The sequence below is a fragment of the Streptomyces sp. NPDC057616 genome (genome assembly GCF_042800575.1).
Lineage (GTDB): Bacteria > Actinomycetota > Actinomycetes > Streptomycetales > Streptomycetaceae > Streptomyces.
Window position 1 is genome coordinate 13,415 of record NZ_JBHVGU010000027.1, and the last position, 15,375, is coordinate 28,789.

Sequence of the window (15,375 nt, forward strand, 5' to 3'; positions counted from 1 at the left end):
TTCAGTGGGCGGTGAGGTGCCAGACGGCGGGCGGGCGCTGGTCCGGCGGGTACTGCGCGAGACGGCCGTCGTCACTCACGCTCAGCGCCATCTGCGTGATGGCGTGGACGAGCCGGTAGCCGCCGGACGCGCGGACGAGCTGCCAGCGCTGGACGGTGCTGGTGGCGTCGCACGGCTGCCGGCTCGCCGCGAGGCCCGGCTGGAGCGGCGCGTTGAGGGTGAGCTTGCCGCCTCTCATCTCCAGGCAGCCGTCGGCGTTCCGGATGCTCGCGTAGCCGTCGGCGGTGCGGGTGACCTGGGCGTCGAAGGACCGCCCCGCCGTACGGAAGGTGTAGGTGCCGTCCGCCACCGGCAGCCGGGTGAGGTCGCGCCATCCGGGTGCGTGTGCGACGGCCGTGCCGCGCGCGGTGAAGTCGTCGTAGGTGGCGTCGGGATGCGGGTCGCCCCAGGTGGCCTGCGCGATGTGCCGCAGGGCGGGCCAGAGTTCGACGGCGACCTCGTTCTCGGTCTCGCCGCGGCCGTTGTCCGGCCACAGGCTGATCTTCGCGCCGGTGATGCCCTTGCCGGAGGTCACCTTCTCGCCCTCGAAGCTGCGCGGGTCCCAGCTCTGGTCGTACAGGGACCTGGTGTTGCTGTGGAAGCCGCCGCGGACGAGGTAGAGCGAGTAGGCGGCGTTCATCAACGGGTACCCCCGGGCGAGGAGTTGACTGGGCTTGGTGGTCACGTTCAGCCAGTGCTCGACGGTGGTGCCGGCGGCCACCGGGACGGTGTTGGCGCCGGTCAGGCCGTCGTTCCAGATGCGCAGCCGCTTGCCCTTGCTCGCGGCGTAGGCGTGGACGCGGTTGATGAAGTCGATGTAGGCGTCCTGCGGGGTGGCGTTCGCGCCGTACTTGTCCTGGGCGTAGCGCAGCATCTGCGGGTACTTGGAGTAGTCGGAGCCGAGCATGTACTCGTCGGCGCCCATGTGCCAGGACTTCGCGGTGAAGACCTGGGCGTACTCGTCCATCAGGCCCGTGTAGTGGTCGAAGGCGGCCTGCTGGGTGACGTCGAGCCGGGCGGGCTGCTTGTTGCCGTCGGAGTCGGTCAGCTGCAGATCCGGGCGGTTCTCGATCCAGGGGTCCATGTGCCCCGGGGAGTTGATCTCCGGGATGATCTCGACGTGGTACTTGTCGCCGAGGGCGACCAGCCGGCGGATCTCGTCCTTGGTGTAGTAGCCCCAGGTGTTGGCCTCGGGGTGGGCGTCGCTCTTCACCTTCAGCTCGACGAGCAGCTGGTTGAGCTTGTTGTACGCCATCTCGCGGACGAGGTTCTCCAGCCAGGGCAGCGTGATGTGGATGTAGCAGGCGCACACGCCCACGCCGCGTTCCTTGTAGCGCGGTACGTCGACGGTGCGGCCGGCGGGTATCCGGTCTTCCTGCGCGAGGAGCTGGAGGACGGTGCGGGTGCCGTGGAAGGCGCCGGTCTCGGTGGCGCCGGTGACCGACAGCCGTGTGCCGGCGCGGAGTTCGTAACCCTCGGCACCGAGGGAGCTCCGGGTCGGCCGGACGTCGATCACGATGTCGCCGTTGCGGGCGCCGCCGCGGACGACCGGGACGCTGCCGTGGCCGGCCGCCTTCAGATCGCCGGCGAGCGTGTCGGCGACCCGGCGTTCCGCCGCGCTGCCGGCGACCAGCCGCGTGCTCCCGCTGTAGGTGTAACTACCTGGCTCTGCAGTCCAGTTGGCCAGTGCGGGCACCGTGAGCGGTGTCGTGGACCGTTCGGCCTGTGCGAGGGCCGACGTCGGCGCCATCAGCAGCGTCAGCGCCGCGGTGACGCCGATCAGCCGCAGCAGTCTCTTCCTGAACTCAGCCATGCCACTCCACCTTGAACACCCACACGTGCTGCCCCGCCCTGCGGGCCGGCTCGGGTACGTCGATCACCAGTGCTCCCTTGCCGACGGTCCAGTTCAGCGGCCGGTCGTGGCCGAGCATCGTCACCTTGTCCCCCGGCCGGATCGGCACCGGCGCCTCCACGGTGAGCCGGGCTCCGGGTTCGGCCAGGGAGTGGATGTAGAAGGCCTCGTCCGGGCGGATGGTGAAGCGCAGGTCGTCACCGAGCTGGGCCATGCGCGACCAGTACGTGGTGTCGTAGATCGCCTCGCCGTTGACCGCGAGCCAGGCGCCCGTCTCGCGCAGCCTGCTCTGCATGACCTCCGGGATGGTCCCGTCCGCGCGCGGGCCGATGTCGAGCAGGAAGTTGCCGTTCTTGGAGACGATGTCGACGAGGCTGTGCACGACCTCCTCGGCGCTCATGTAGGAGGCGTCCGGGGTCGCCCGGTTGTAGCCGTAGCTGAACGGGTCGAGGCCACGGCTGGACTCCCACTTGGCGACGACGGTGTTGTCGTACGTCGTGTACTCGGGCGTCGTGAAGTCGTGGAAGCCGATGCCCGAGCGGTTGTTGACGGTGACGTCGACCGGACGGGCCCGGTTCTTCGCGTGGTTGAAGTACTCGGCGAGGACGTGGAGGCTGTCGTTCGCGCCGCCGATGTCGCACCAGATGATCTCCGGGTCGTAGCCGTGGATCAGTTCGAGCATCTGCGGGGCCTGGAAGTCCTTCACGTAGTCCTTGCCCGCGGTGTATCCGGTGTACGGCACCGGCTCCAGTGTGTAGGGGTTGCGCGGGGCGTGGCCCATCCACGGGTTGTCCGGGTTGAACCACTCGGGCATCGAGAAGTACAGGCCGCGGTGGAGTTCGGGTGTGTACCGGCGGGACGCGGCGAACAGCTCCTTGACCAGGTCCCGCTTCGGGCCGAGCCGCACGGCGTTGCGGTCGGAGACCTTGGTGTCCCACAGGGCGAAGCCCTCGTGGTGCTTGGAGGTCAGCACGTGGTACTGGGCGCCCGCGTCCCGGAACAGCTCCACCCACGCGCGCGGGTCGAACTTCTCCGCGGTGAAGCGCGGGATGAAGTCGTCGTAGGCGAAGTCGGCGCCGTAGGTGTCGCGGTGGTAGGCGTACGTCGGGTTGGACGGGTCCTGCATCTGGTCCCAGTACCACTCGGCGTACTGCACACCGACCGGCGCCCAGGCGGGCACCGAGTAGACGCCCCAGTGGATGAAGATGCCGAACTTGGCGCCGTTGAACCAGTACGGCGCCTGGTGGCCGGCGAGGGAGGTCTCGGTGGCCTGGTAGTCGGCGGTGCCCAGGGTCAACGTGCGCCTGGCGGTGGCGGCTTGGGCTCCGCGTCCGCGGACGGTCACCGCGCCGTCCTGCCGGGTGCCGGGGGCGGTGCCCGCGCGGTTGCGGATGCCGACGCGCACGCGCGCCTGCTCGCCCGAATCCAGGCGCCGTATGCGGGCGGGTTCGACGGTGCGGGCGCCGGGGACGTCGACGCGTACGGTCACCTCGTCGGCGGCCAGGATCGCGACGGTGCCCGCGTTGACGACGGTCGCCTCGACGCTCTGGGCGCCGGTGCGCTCCAGCAGGGAGGCGGTGGAGTGGGCGTCGCGCAGGGCCAACGCCCGTCCCTGGGCGGCGGGTTGGAGCGAGAGCGCGAAGACGTGCAGCGCAGTCTTGTTCTCCTGCGCCGGGTTGGTGACCGGCAGGGTCAGGGCGACCGCCTCGCGCGCCGGGTCGAGCCAGACCTCGGAGGTGCCGATGCCGACGCTGTGCTCGTCCTTGGTGCCGTCCGGCTTGTAGCGGTACGGCGCCGAGAGCGGGCCGCCCGCCGCGTACCAGTCGGCGCCGCCGAGGCCGGCGGTGCTGGTCGAGCCGTCCGCGTAGTGGACGGTCGCCTTGCCGGAGGCGTCGCCGTAGCTGCCGGCGGTGAGGAAGACGGCCGACAGGTAGCGGCCCTTGGGCAGGTCGACACGCTGGCCGAGGGCGACGACGTTGTTCTTGGCGCCCGCGGTGGCGGCCGGGAAGTCGAAGGGGATGCCGTCGACCTCGACGCGGCCCGCGGGGAGCTCCTCGCCGGGGAAGGTGTAGCCGGAGCCGTCGAAGTCGCCGCCGCGGGCGGTGGCGGTGTCGAGGCCGTCGTTGTCGTAGAGCGTGTCGAGCGGGACGGGGACCGGATCGGGGACGGGGACCCACCCGGGCGGCGCGGCCTCGTCGCCGCCGGTGGAGGCCGTGGTGTCGGTGGAGGCCGTGGTGTCGGTGGCGTGCGCCTCGCCGGGCAGCGCGAGGGGCAGGGCGGCCGCGGCGGCGACCGTGGCGGCCGCACCGAGGACCTGACGTCTTGGATACGGACTCATGCTCATGAGCGGCTCCCAATTCATCGGAGGTCTGATGATTGAGCGGGCCCAGAAGCATGTCAATGGGGCCAGGATCGGCCAGAGTTGAGTCAGTGATCGGATGAGCTGCGGTCCTGGGGGTGGTGCCCGAAAGGTCCTCGCCAAAAGTCCAACAACAGCGCCGCGAATGTCCAAGGGCAGGCGCTCTCGACGTGCGGCCCGGCGCGGGGCAGAGTGCTGTGCGTACTGACGAGTAAGCCCAGGCATCGCATCCCCGAGGAGCACCCGTGACCAGCTGGGTCGGCCGGACCGCCGCCGAGATCGCCGCCGCCGTACGCGAGAAGCGGGCCACGCCCCGTGAGGTGGTGGCCGAGCACCTGGACCGGATCGAGCGGCTCGACGCGCGCGTGGGGGCGTTCCGGGTGGTGCGGGCCAGGGCGGCGCTCGCCGAGGCGGACGCGGTGGCCGACCGCGGCGATCTGGCCGAACTGCCCCTGACCGGCGTGCCGGTGGCGGTCAAGGACAACCTCGCCGTGCGCGGCGAGTCCAACCGGGTCGGCTCAGCAGCGACGCCGGTCACGCCCGCCGAGGAGGACCACGTCACGGTCGCCCGGCTGCGGGCGGCGGGCGCGGTGGTCGTAGGGCTGACCAACGTGCCCGAGCTGTGCGTCTTCGGCACCACCGAGGGCGTGCACGGCACCGCCCGCAACCCCTGGGACCTGACCCGCACCGCGGGCGGCTCCTCGGGCGGCAGCGCGGCCGCGGTCGCCGCCGGCCTGGTGCCGATCGCGCTCGGCAACGACGGCATGGGCTCGCTGCGCATACCGGCCGCCAACTGCGGCCTGGTCACCATCAAGCCGGGGCACGGCGTGGTCCCGGCGGGCATCGGCGAGGGCGACTGGTTCGGCATGTCCGAGAACGGCCCGCTCGCCACGACCGTCGAGGACGTGCGCCTGATGCTGACGGTCCTCGCGGACACCGACGCGGTCCGGCCGTCCGAGCCGGCCGCCATGCGCAGGATCGCCGTCTCGCTGCGCAGCCCGCTGCTGGGCGTCACGATCAGCAGCCCGTACGCGGCCGCGGCCCGGGACGCCGGCGGCGTCCTGATCAAGGCCGGCCACCAGGTCCGCCGCGCGGACCCGCCCTACCCGTTGTCCCTGAGCACGATGTCCCTGACCCACTGGACGGCCGGCACCGCGGTCGACGCCAAGGATCTCGACCCGCGCCTGCTCACCCGGCGCACCCGCGTGCACGCCACCATCGGCCGCCGCTTCGTCAACCACGTCCGCACCAGCGACAGCCGCGAACAGCTGCGCCGGCGCATGGAACCGTTCTTCGCCGAGTACGACGTCCTGCTCACCCCGGCCCTGGCCCGCCGCTCGCCCAAGTCCGTGGCCTGGCACGAACGGGGCTGGCTGCCCAACCTGCTCGCCAACACCAACTACTCGCCGCTGACCCCGCCCTGGAACCTCACCGGCTGGCCCGCCATGGCCGTCCCCTTCGGCACCCTCCCCTCCGGCGCCCCCACCGCCGTCCAGCTGGTGGGCCGCCCGGGCACGGAGGCGATGCTCCTGGAGCTCGCGGAACAGCTGGAGACGCTGCACCCGTGGCAGCGGACGGCTCCGCTCGACTAGGGCCGGTCCGGCCGATCATCTCCGTTGTCCCAGGGCGTGTCTCACCGCGAGGACTCCATGCGAGTTCAGATCGCGCACCGATGAGTTTCCCGCGCCGCGCCGGTCTGTACGCGCGAGACCGACTCGCGGAAGGCTGGCGCCATGCGGAAACTGATCTACGGCATGAACCTGAGTCTGGACGGCTACATCGCCGCGCCCGGCGACGACATCGGCTGGAGCGTGCCGAGCGACGAGCTGTTCCAGTTCTGGTCCGACCAGTTGCAGGCGACCGACCTGTCGCTGTACGGAGGCAAGCTGTGGCGGACGATGAGCTCCCACTGGCCGACCGCCGACCAGCAGCCCGACGCCACCCCGGCGGAGGTCGAGTTCGCGCACCGCTGGCGTGACATGTCGAAGGTGGTGTTCTCCTCGACGGTCGACAAGGTCGACTGGAACACCCGCCTGGTCACCGGCGACGCGGTCGCCGAGATCACCCGGCTCAAGGCCGAGGACGGCGGCCCGATGGACATCGCCGGCGCGACGCTCGCCGGGGCGGCCATGCGGGCCGGGCTGATCGACGAGTACGTACTGGCCACCGCACCGGTCCTGGTGGGCGGCGGCACGCCGTTCTTCTCCGCGCTGGACAGCTGGGTGAACCTGAACCTGGTGGAAACGCGGACGCTTCCGTGCGGCGTGATCCTGACCAGGTACGAGACGAGGCGCTGAAAGGCGCGACTCGGCTCGGGCATGTCAGCCGCGCGATGGAGGGCACGCCATCCTTCCCGCCCCGGGTCAGCGCGGCCGGCAACCGCACCGCGGGACCCGACGGCGGTGGCCCGGCTGTGCGGCGGAGCGCGTGGCGCGGGCTCTGCCGGCGGGCGCCGGGTGGTGGGGTGCCAGGTCGTGAGGAGCCGGGCGGTGAGGGGTCGTCAGCGCCGCGCGTAGTGGTGGGGGTACGGCGGTGGACAGGGCCGTGTGCAGGGCGTCGCACGCGAAGGCCAGCGTCTCGCCCTCGGCGCGGAGCACACCGGCGCGCAGGGCGCGTTCCAGGCGTCGGGCGATTTCTCGCGCGGGCAGGCCGCTGGTGTTCGCCACCTCCTCGAAGCGGAACCGCGGGCCGGTGATCGCGGCCTGGCGCAGCAGGTCGGCGACCGGTTCTCCGAGGCGTCGGACCAGGTCGCCGGCGACACGGAGCAGGCCGTCGGGCGGACGGGCGGGGTCCAGCGGCCCACGCGCCGCGGCGGACAGCGCCTCGGTCAGCAGCGCGGGGCGCCCGGCCGTGAGGCGCAGGAGGTCCGGCACGGCGTCGGTGAGGTCGTGGCGGGCGGCCAGTTCGGCGACCTCCGGGGCTGACAGCGGACCGAGCACCATCGACTCGGCCTCCCGGATGACCGGCAGCAGGCCGTCGGGGGCGCCCTCCGCGCCGACTGCAACGACAAGCAGGAGCCGGTGTGCGGCCGCGGCGGCGTACAGCTTGCGAACCGTTGCCAGGGTGGCCCCGTCGGCGAGGTGTGCGTCGTCGACGGTCAGCAGCACCGGCCGACGGACGGCCGTCCGCAGGACGAAGGCCGCCACGACGTCCGGCTCGGCGTCCGGGATCCCGGCGGCGACCCGGGCCGATGTGTCCACCGGGCCGAGCAGCGGCCTCAGTTCAGGGATGCGCTCCCGCAACGGCTGTTCCAGTCCCGCGGCGGCCTCGCGGACGTCACGCGGGTGCGCTGTCGCGCCGTACCGGGACACGGCTCGGGTCAGCGCCGTGCCGTCCTCCAGATGCGCGGCGTCGGCGCAGCGGACCTGGAGGACGGCGGCGCCGTGCCGGGCGGCCTGGTCACCGAACTCGGCGAGCAGGGCGGTCCTGCCCATGCCGTCGGCACTCCGGACCAGCACGGCCGTCGACCGGCCGGCGAGCGCGTCACGCCATGCTCCGTGCAGACGGTCGAGTTCGGCGTCGCGGCCGACGAGGATGCCCGAGGTCCGCCGCGTCGAGGCGACGGCCGGGCGGGGCGGGTCCTGCCGCCCCGTCAGGGGGTTGCCCAGCAACGCCTGGTGCAGCGCCATGGTGCGGGGATCGGGCTCGGTGCCGAGTTCGGAGCGGAGTCTGCGACGCAGCGCGTCGAAGGTGCGCAGCGCGGCGCCCGGGGAGCCGATCGCGAGCTGGGCGCCGATCAGGGCACGGCACGCCGACTCGTCGTAGGGGTCCACCCGCAGGGCGGCGGCTGCCGCCTCGGCCGACCGCCGGTGGTCGCCCACGCGTGCCGACGCCGACCAGGCGGCGTGCCGGGCCCGGCGCAGCAACTGCTCCACCTCGCGTTCGAGCGCATCGGTCCACGGTGCCGTCGGCAGCCCCTCCGCGGCCTGACCGGCCGTCAGCGTGTCCAGCGCGCGCCACGCCGCCACCTCGGCGAGTGCGGGTTCCCCGCCGGCCAGCCGCCGCTCGGCGGTGTCCAGCAGTTGTGCGGCCTCGTCCAGGTCGACCCGCCAGCCGGTGGTGTCCAGCCGGTAACCCGGGCCCACCCGCTCCAGGCACTGCCCGACCAGCCGACGCAGCCTGCTGATCAGCGCGGCGACCGTCTGCACGGCGCTCGGCGGTGCCTCGTCGGGCCAGAGGGTGTCGATGACGGTGTGCAGGCCGACGACCCGATTGCGACGGGCGGCCAGCAACCCGAGCAGAGTGGCTGCCCGGCCGCGGGGAACGTCCGGCAGCGGCTGCGCCGGCCCTCCGACGAGGGTGATCGGTCCGATCAGGTTCAGCCGGACGTCGCGGTGGCACGGACGGCGGGGCGAGAGCGAGGACATGGTGGCTCCTTGCGGGGGCGGGTGACGGTCACACCCGCGCCCCACGGTCACCCGGGCCGTCGGCCTCCCGCCAGGGGCCCCCGGGACGGGACTCCCTCGGTTCGGGCCATGGCCGTACGGCGTCGCGAGCGCCGGCGCCACGACCGGTGCGCCGACGGGAGTCGCGGGAGGCCGTACCTCTGCACGTCTCCGCAGCTCGTGCAATGCCTGTGCAAGCCCTCCTCCGATCCTGGCCGGACCATCCCTGTTGTCGATGCGGAGGACCCTGTGAACCCGAACGGCGGGCGCCGCGGCTGCCCCTGGACCGAGTGGCTCAGCGAGTTCGCCGCCACGGCGATCCTGCTGTTCGTGACGGTCTCGCTGTTCCGGCTGCTCTTCGGCCCGGACAGCGCCGTGGCGCAGGCGATTCCCTCGGCGGAGCCGAGGCTCGTGATCGACGCCCTGGTCAGCGGGGCGACCGTCGGCCTGCTGATCGCGTCTCCGCTCGGAAGGCGTTCCGGCGGCCATCTCAACCCGGCCGTGTCGTTGGCCTTCTGGCTGCTGCGCGCCCTGCCCGGACGTGACGCGGTGGCCTACGGGGTGGCCCAGCTGGCGGGGTCCGTGGCCGGCGTGGCCGCGGGGCGGGCGCTGTGGGGCGGGCAGGTGGCGGCGCCGGAGGTCGGCTACGCCACCGTCCGGGCCGCCCACGGAGTGCCGTGGACCGTCGTGTTCGCCGCCGAGGCCGCCGCCGCGGCCGTGATGCTCGCCGTGGCGGTCCTCGTCGCGGCCCGGCCGCGGTCGCTCCTTCCGGTGCCCGTGGTCGCGGGCACCGCCGTCGCCGTACTGATCCTCGTGGTCGGCCAGGGGGCCGGCGGCAGTTTCAATCCGGCGCGGCAGTTCGGCCCGGAGCTGTTCTCCGGAGACCTCGGGTGGCTGTGGGTCTACCTCACGGCACCGCCGGCCGGAGCAGCGGCCTTCGCCCTCGTCCGACGCCGGCTGCGGAACGCACCCAGGCTGCCCTGTCCGCTGTGCGAGCGGCACTTCTGCCACCCACCCGACCCTCGGCCCGGCACCGGAACCCCTACCCCTCCGGCGGTGGTGAGGCCGTAGCGGCATCCCCTGTCACCGGGGGCCGGCCCGATGGCCCGATCCGTGGGAGTCATGGCCCGTCGACCGGCCATCGGCCCCCGGGACAGGGCGTTGGAACCGGCGTGCGCGTCGGGACCACCTCACGGCCCCCGTGTCCGAACCGTCCCCAGCACGCGAGAAAGGCTCTGCCATGTCCGACTCGACTTCATCGATCCCCCGGGGTCCCGCGACAGCCTCCGCGGCCCCGCCCGCCACGCGGGCGCGGCCGGAGTTCCTGGTCGCCCTGGGGCTGGCCGCAGGTCCCGTGGTCGCACTGGGCTTCACCCGGTTCGCCTACGCCCTGCTGCTTCCCGCCATGCGCGAGAAGCTGCACTGGAGTTACGCCTCGGCGGGCGGCCTGAACACCGCCAACGCCCTGGGGTACATCATCGGCGCCGCCACCGCCGCGTGGTGGTCGCGCCGCTTCGGCGCCCGCGCGGTGTTCCTGTGGTCCATGGTGATCAGCGCGGTCGCCCTGCTGGCGTCCGCGTCCACCGGGGACTTCGCGGGGCTCGGCGTCCTGCGGTTCGTCGGCGGTCTGAGCACCGCGGTGACCTTCGTGGTCGGCTCGGCGCTCGCCTCCCGCGTCCACACCGGCGGGCAGCAGTCCAGGTCCGCGGCGCTGGTGGCCGTCTACATGACGGGCGTGGGCGTCGGTGTGGTCCTCTCCGGCGTCGTGGTGCCCGCGGCCCTCACCGCCTGGGGGGTCTCCGGCTGGCAGGCCGGCTGGCTGCTGATGGGCGTCCTCGCCCTGGTGGCCATCGGTCCCGCGGTCTGGGCCTCGCGCCATGTGGCCGAGGCGCCCGCCGCCGCGTCCGGCGAGCGCGGCGGGTCCGGCCTGAAGGTGCTGGCACCGACCTTCGTCTGGTACGTGCTGTTCGGCGCGGGCTACGTGTCGTACATGACCTTCGTCATCGCCCTGCTGCACAGCCAGGGGATGACGACCTGGGGTCTGGCGAGCTTCTTCATCGTGCTGGGGGCGGCCTCCGCGGTCGCGACCCTGCTGGTGTGGGGCCGGCTCATCGGCCGGCTGCGCGGCGGCGCCGCCCCGGCGCTGGTCTCCGCGGTGGTCCTCGCCGGTGTGCTGCCCGTCCTGCTGTGGCACGGCACGGTCGCCGCGCTGGTCTCGGCGGTGGTCTTCGGCGGCTCGTTCATGGCCGGACCCACGGCCGTGACCGTGCTCGCCCGCCGGATGCTGCCCCAGCACGCCTGGACCTCCGGCATCGCCCTGCTGACGGTCGCGTTCAGCGTCGGCCAGGCGGTGGGCCCGCTCGTCTCCGGCCTGCTGTCGGACTCCTCCGGCGGCATCGCCAAGGGCCTGTGGCTGTCCGTCGTCCTGCTGGCCGTCTCCACCGCGGCCGCCCTCGTACAGCGCGAGCGCCGGGCCGTGCAGCACCCGCACCAGGATGCTCCGGCCGCCGTCGCCGTGTCCGCCGACCCGTCCACCACCGGGCGCTGACCGCGCCGCGTATCCAAGGAGTACCGCCATGTTCCACCGCATCCTGGTCGCCGTCGACGGCAGCCCCGCCGGCCGCGGCGCCGTGGAGACGACCGCCGAGCTCGCCTCGCTGACCGGCGCGACCGTACGGGTCCTGCACATCGACACCTCGGACGTCGTCTACGACACCGTGGTGCCGCTGGAGGACGATCCGGCCGCGCACCGGACCGTCCGGAACGCCCTCTCGGCGCTGCGTCAGGCAGGCGTCGAGGCGGACGGCGAGCTGCTCGACGGCCTGGTGTCCGACGTGGCACCCGCCGTGGAGGACGCCGCGCGGCGTTTCGGCGCCGACCTGATCGTCGTCGGCCCGCACCATCGCCGCCGCCTCGCGGCCTGGTTCACGCCGAGCGTCAGCGACGCGATCGCCCGGACCAGCGAGATCGCCGTGCTGCTCGCTCCCGGAGGGAACTGACGTGGCCGCGCGGCCCGTGGCGGTGACCGAGCGGGCGGGTGCCGCACGCTCGGTCACCGTGGGTCCGCACCGCGTGATCGCGGACGAGCCGGTCCCGGTCGGCGCCGACACGGGACCGGCTCCGTTCGAGCTCGTCCTCGCCGGTCTGGGGGCCTGCACCTCGATGACCCTGCGGATGTACGCGGAGCGCCACGACTGGCCGCTGCGCGAGGTCCGGGTCCGGCTGCGCCTGGACGGTCCGGCCGTCGTCACGGAGATCTCCCTCGACGGCGACCTGCGCGACGACCAGCGGCGTGCCCTCGTCTCGGTCGCCGACCGCTGCCCGGTCCACCGGTTCCTCGGCTCACCGGTGCCGATCGTCACCGTGCCCACCGAGGAAGGGGGCGACGCGCGATGCACCAGGTGATCATGGTCCGCCATGCGGAGACCGCGTGGAACCGGGTTCGCAGGTACTACACCGGCCGGGACGACCCCGCGCTGACGCCCGCCGGCGAGATGGAGGCGTCCCTGCTGGGCCCCCACCTGGCCGCGTACCGCGACGCGCGCGTGCTGTGCAGCCCGGCGCTGCGCGCCCGCCGTACGGCGGAGCTCGCGGGGCTCCGCGCGGACGTCGGCCCGGAGCTCCGGGAGTGGAGCTTCCGGCTGCGTGACGGGCACACCGTGGACGACGGCTGCCGGCTCGCGCCGTGCCGCCACGACGTGTGGAACAGCGCGCTGCTGCCCGGGGCGTGTGCGGGCGAGTGCCTGCCGGAGGTCGCCGCGCGGGCCGACCGCGTGCTCGATCGCGCCCGCGGCGTGCTGGCCGACGGCCGGGACGTGGTGCTCGTGACGCACGGCAACTTCATCCGCATCCTGACCGCCCGGTGGCTCGGCCTGCCCGCCGGCGCGGGCGCGCACCTGGCCCTGCGCACTGCCTCCATCGGGCGACTTGCGGTGTACGACGCCCGGCCCAGTCTGCTGGGATGGAACTTCACCCCGGCATCGGACGTGCTCCCGCCGGCCGCAGGAGGTCCCCTTGAGCCAGTCACGCGTCCGCCTCGACCCCTTCGTCGAACGGTTCCTGGAAGGCCTGAAGGCCGAGGGCGGTCCGCCTCTGGAGGAGCAGACGCCGCAGGAGGCCAGGGCCGGTGACCTGGCCGGGCAACTCGCCGCGGACGTGGTGATGTTGCCCGTGGACGCCGACGAACGCAGGCTCCCGGTCGGGCCGGGCGGCGAGGTGCTGGTACGCATCGTCCGGCCGCGGCCGTCGGCCGGGGTGCTGCCGGCGGTGATGTACTTCCACGGCGGCGGCTGGGTGCTGGGCGACCGGACCACCTACGACCGCGCCACCCGCGACCTCGCCCACGCGTCCGGCGCGGCCGTGGTCTTCGTGGAGTACACCCGGTCTCCGGAGGCCCGCTATCCCGTGGCCGTCGAGGAGGCCTACGCCGCCACCGCCTGGATCGCCGAGCACGGGGCGGACGTCGGTCTGGACGGCACGCGGCTGGCGGTCGCGGGCGACAGCGCGGGCGGCAATCTGGCCGCCGTCACCGCGCTGCTGGCGAAGCGGCGCGGAGGTCCCCGGCTCGCGCACCAGGTGCTCCTCTACCCGGCGCTGGACGCCGGGCTCGACACGCCCTCCTACGACGAGTTCGCCGAGGGTCCTTTCCTCACGCGCTCCCAAATGGCCTGGTTCTGGGACCATTATGCCCCGGACACCGGTGTCCGGGGCGATCCCACCGCTTCGCCCTTGAGGGCGTCGAGGGACGAACTCGCCGGGCTGCCGCCCGCGTTGGTGGTCACGGCGGAGGCCGATGTGCTGCGGGACGAGGGCGAGGCGTACGCCCGCTCCCTCCTCGACGCGGGCGTGCCGGCCGTGGCGGTGCGCTATCTGGGGGCCATCCACTCCTTCACGGCGCAGAACCCGCTCGCCGCCAGCCCGGTCACACGGGCGGCATACGACCAGGTCGGCCGGACGCTACGGCAGGCCCTGGACTCCGGGCGCCCCGCGCCGGCGTAGCGCCGATGCGCCACGCCGGTACCGGAAGTGCCGTGGCCGGTCGGCCCGTTCTGCTGCTTCAAGGGTCACGCCAGGACCGTGCGCGCGGCGTCCGCGGTGCCGAACAGCCGGTCCGCGAGCCCGGTGAGCGTGACGACTCGGCGCACCGCGGCGCTCGCCGTCCGCAGCCGGAAGCTCCGTCCCTGCCGGCGGCAGCGCGCCTGCGCGTCCGCCAGCGGACGGATTCCCGCCGCGTCGATGAAGGTGAGGTCGGCCGCGTCGACCGCGATGTCCCGGCCCTGCTCGACGCAGTGCGCCAGCAGGGCCGTGAGCGCCGGCGCCCCGGCGATGTCGAGCTCGCCCGCGAGCCGGACCATGGCTCCGCCGCCGGTGTGGGACAGGCTGATCCGCAGGTGTTCCGCTTCCTGCGGGAGGTGCGTGGGCCCGGCGGGCGGATCGAGCACGGGGTCGATGGCGGTGGCGGTCACGTGTCTCCTCTGGTTCGGTCCGCGCTTTGCTTCCGGTCCGCGCGTCGTTGCGGCGCTCTGGGGATGTGGGCCGCTCACATGTCCCAGTTTTTTCCGTTTTCGTCCGCCGGGCATCGGCCGAGCCGCCGATTCGGCGGCTCGCTCAGGAGGATGAGGCCGGGCTGCGGCTCCTCCCTGACCTCGCCTCAGGACGCAGCGGTGTCCAGGGGCAGCACGGCTCGGACGGCGAAGCCGCCCTCGGGGCACGGACCTGTGTGCAGGGATCCGCCCACCGCGGCGACGCGTTCGCGCATCCCGACCAGTCCGTGGCTGCCTCCGCCCGGCAGTACGGGCGCCTCGGCATCGCAAGGAGGTCGCCCGTCGCCACCGCAGAGGGGCCCGTCGTCGCGCACCGTCACGGTCAACCGGCCGTCCTGCCAGTCGAGGACGACGGCGGCGCGGGTGAGGCCGGCGTGCTTGAGGCTGTTGGTCAGGGCCTCCTGCACGATCCGGTAGGCCGCGAGCCCGGTGCCGGCCGGCACCCGCCGGGGCGTACCGGCCGACGACCACCGGACGTCCATTCCGGCGTCGCGCACAGCGTCCAGCAGATACGGGATGTCCGCGATGCCGCGTTCCCGGTGCTGCTCGGCGCCGCTCTCCTCCTCGGTGCGCAGCCGCCCGAGCAGCCCGCGGAGTTCGACGACGGTGGCACGGCCCGTCTGCTCGATGGTGGCGTGCAGTTCGGGGATCCTGCCGGGGTCGCGCTCCAGGGCCCGGTCGGCCGCGGCGGCCTGAATGACGATCAGGCTGACGTTGTGGGCCACGATGTCGTGCAGCTCGCGGGCGATGCGGGCGCGTTCGGCCGCGAGGACGGCCCGGGTCCTCTCCTCCTGCTGCTCCTGCGCGTGGGCGCGTTCCCGCGTCCGGGCCGCCAGGGTCCGGCGGGCGCGGGCCCGGCAGCCCAGGATCCATGCCGCCACCGTGGGAACACCGGCCGCGGCCACCGCCAGGGCGAGGGAGACGGCGGCGCCCGTGGCCGGCCGGGACAGTGCGTGCACGGCTGTCGCGGCGCCCACGAGGGACAGCGCGAGCAGGGCCTCGGCAGCGGTGCGGGCCCTGTGCCGTCGCCCCGGTGGGTCGGCGGGTACCTGTTCCCGCCCTGGGCCCTCCTCGGTGGCAACCGGTCTCGGTCTGGTCCTCTCCGTCATGGCACACTCCCCTTCCGCAGAGATCCGGAGCTTCCCGGCCCATGCGGGCGTTCGGCACCCGCGCGGCGCTGTCTCCGAAATGCCGTGG

13 protein-coding genes are annotated in these 15,375 nt (G+C 73.5%); 8 read left to right on the forward strand and 5 right to left on the reverse strand.

Annotated features, from left to right (window positions below; all coding sequences use genetic code 11):
- Position 1: 1 nt before the first annotated feature.
- Complete coding sequence (locus ACFU97_RS29990) at positions 2 to 1,852, reverse strand: family 20 glycosylhydrolase (RefSeq protein ID WP_384262726.1); 1,851 nt, start codon at positions 1,850 to 1,852, stop codon at positions 2 to 4.
- Entirely contained in the window at positions 1,845 to 4,229 is a 2,385-nt protein-coding gene (locus tag ACFU97_RS29995; protein WP_384263021.1) for an alpha-L-fucosidase, read from the reverse strand. Before ACFU97_RS29995 ends, ACFU97_RS29990 begins: the two co-directional genes overlap by 8 nt.
- A 266-nt stretch (positions 4,230 to 4,495) precedes the next feature.
- Between ACFU97_RS29995 and ACFU97_RS30000 the strand changes: the two genes are divergently transcribed.
- A complete protein-coding gene (locus ACFU97_RS30000) occupies positions 4,496 to 5,842 on the forward strand; it encodes an amidase (RefSeq protein WP_384262728.1) in 1,347 nt (448 codons plus the stop codon).
- A 141-nt stretch (positions 5,843 to 5,983) separates the two neighbouring features.
- Positions 5,984 to 6,547, forward strand: coding sequence for a dihydrofolate reductase family protein (locus ACFU97_RS30005; protein ID WP_384262731.1), 564 nt, complete (start codon positions 5,984 to 5,986; stop codon positions 6,545 to 6,547).
- A 66-nt stretch (positions 6,548 to 6,613) separates the two neighbouring features.
- Here ACFU97_RS30005 and ACFU97_RS30010 read toward each other — a convergent pair whose 3' ends face one another.
- Complete coding sequence (locus ACFU97_RS30010; RefSeq protein WP_384262733.1) at positions 6,614 to 8,617, reverse strand: BTAD domain-containing putative transcriptional regulator; 2,004 nt, start codon at positions 8,615 to 8,617, stop codon at positions 6,614 to 6,616.
- Positions 8,618 to 8,884: 267 nt separating this feature from the next.
- Here ACFU97_RS30010 and ACFU97_RS30015 point away from each other — a divergent pair, with 267 nt between their 5' ends.
- The 6 genes from ACFU97_RS30015 (at position 8,885) to ACFU97_RS30040 (ending at position 13,633) form a co-directional block, all read left to right on the forward strand.
- Positions 8,885 to 9,706 carry an aquaporin gene (locus ACFU97_RS30015; protein WP_384262735.1) on the forward strand — a complete coding sequence of 274 codons (822 nt, stop codon included), beginning with the start codon at positions 8,885 to 8,887 and terminating at the stop codon, positions 9,704 to 9,706.
- A 169-nt stretch (positions 9,707 to 9,875) separates the two neighbouring features.
- Entirely contained in the window at positions 9,876 to 11,183 is a 1,308-nt protein-coding gene (locus ACFU97_RS30020; protein WP_384262738.1) for a YbfB/YjiJ family MFS transporter, read from the forward strand.
- Positions 11,184 to 11,211: 28 nt separating this feature from the next.
- Positions 11,212 to 11,634, forward strand: a complete 423-nt coding sequence (locus ACFU97_RS30025; protein ID WP_384262740.1) for a universal stress protein — start codon at positions 11,212 to 11,214, stop codon at positions 11,632 to 11,634.
- 1 nt (position 11,635) lies between these two features.
- Positions 11,636 to 12,040: an OsmC family protein gene (locus tag ACFU97_RS30030; RefSeq protein WP_384262742.1), complete on the forward strand. Its 405-nt coding sequence runs from the start codon at positions 11,636 to 11,638 to the stop codon at positions 12,038 to 12,040.
- On the forward strand, positions 12,028 to 12,765 hold the full coding sequence (locus ACFU97_RS30035) for a histidine phosphatase family protein (RefSeq protein WP_384262744.1): 738 nt from the start codon (positions 12,028 to 12,030) through the stop codon (positions 12,763 to 12,765). The genes ACFU97_RS30030 and ACFU97_RS30035 overlap by 13 nt, the downstream gene beginning before the upstream one ends.
- Entirely contained in the window at positions 12,650 to 13,633 is a 984-nt protein-coding gene (locus tag ACFU97_RS30040; RefSeq protein ID WP_384262746.1) for an alpha/beta hydrolase, read from the forward strand. The genes ACFU97_RS30035 and ACFU97_RS30040 overlap by 116 nt, the downstream gene beginning before the upstream one ends.
- A 65-nt stretch (positions 13,634 to 13,698) precedes the next feature.
- On the opposite strand, the gene ACFU97_RS30045 is transcribed toward ACFU97_RS30040, so the two are convergent.
- Both ACFU97_RS30045 and ACFU97_RS30050 read right to left on the reverse strand, forming a co-directional pair.
- Complete coding sequence (locus ACFU97_RS30045) at positions 13,699 to 14,100, reverse strand: STAS domain-containing protein (protein WP_384262749.1); 402 nt, start codon at positions 14,098 to 14,100, stop codon at positions 13,699 to 13,701.
- A gap of 185 nt (positions 14,101 to 14,285) precedes the next feature.
- A complete protein-coding gene (locus ACFU97_RS30050; protein ID WP_384262751.1) occupies positions 14,286 to 15,287 on the reverse strand; it encodes a sensor histidine kinase in 1,002 nt (333 codons plus the stop codon).
- Positions 15,288 to 15,375 lie beyond the last annotated feature (88 nt).

Bases quoted from the DNA above. Each gene is read 5' to 3' on its own strand.
- ACFU97_RS30025 (WP_384262740.1), top strand. From the start codon at position 11,212: ATGTTCCACCGCATCCTGGTCGCCGTCGACGGCAGCCCCGCCGGCCGC.
- ACFU97_RS29995 (WP_384263021.1), bottom strand. From the start codon at position 4,229: ATGAGTCCGTATCCAAGACGTCAGGTCCTCGGTGCGGCCGCCACGGTC.
- ACFU97_RS30005 (WP_384262731.1), top strand. From the start codon at position 5,984: ATGCGGAAACTGATCTACGGCATGAACCTGAGTCTGGACGGCTACATC.
- ACFU97_RS30020 (WP_384262738.1), top strand. From the start codon at position 9,876: ATGTCCGACTCGACTTCATCGATCCCCCGGGGTCCCGCGACAGCCTCC.
- ACFU97_RS30035 (WP_384262744.1), top strand. From the start codon at position 12,028: ATGCACCAGGTGATCATGGTCCGCCATGCGGAGACCGCGTGGAACCGG.
- ACFU97_RS29990 (WP_384262726.1), bottom strand. From the start codon at position 1,852: ATGGCTGAGTTCAGGAAGAGACTGCTGCGGCTGATCGGCGTCACCGCG.
- ACFU97_RS30010 (WP_384262733.1), bottom strand. From the start codon at position 8,617: ATGTCCTCGCTCTCGCCCCGCCGTCCGTGCCACCGCGACGTCCGGCTG.
- ACFU97_RS30050 (WP_384262751.1), bottom strand. From the start codon at position 15,287: ATGACGGAGAGGACCAGACCGAGACCGGTTGCCACCGAGGAGGGCCCA.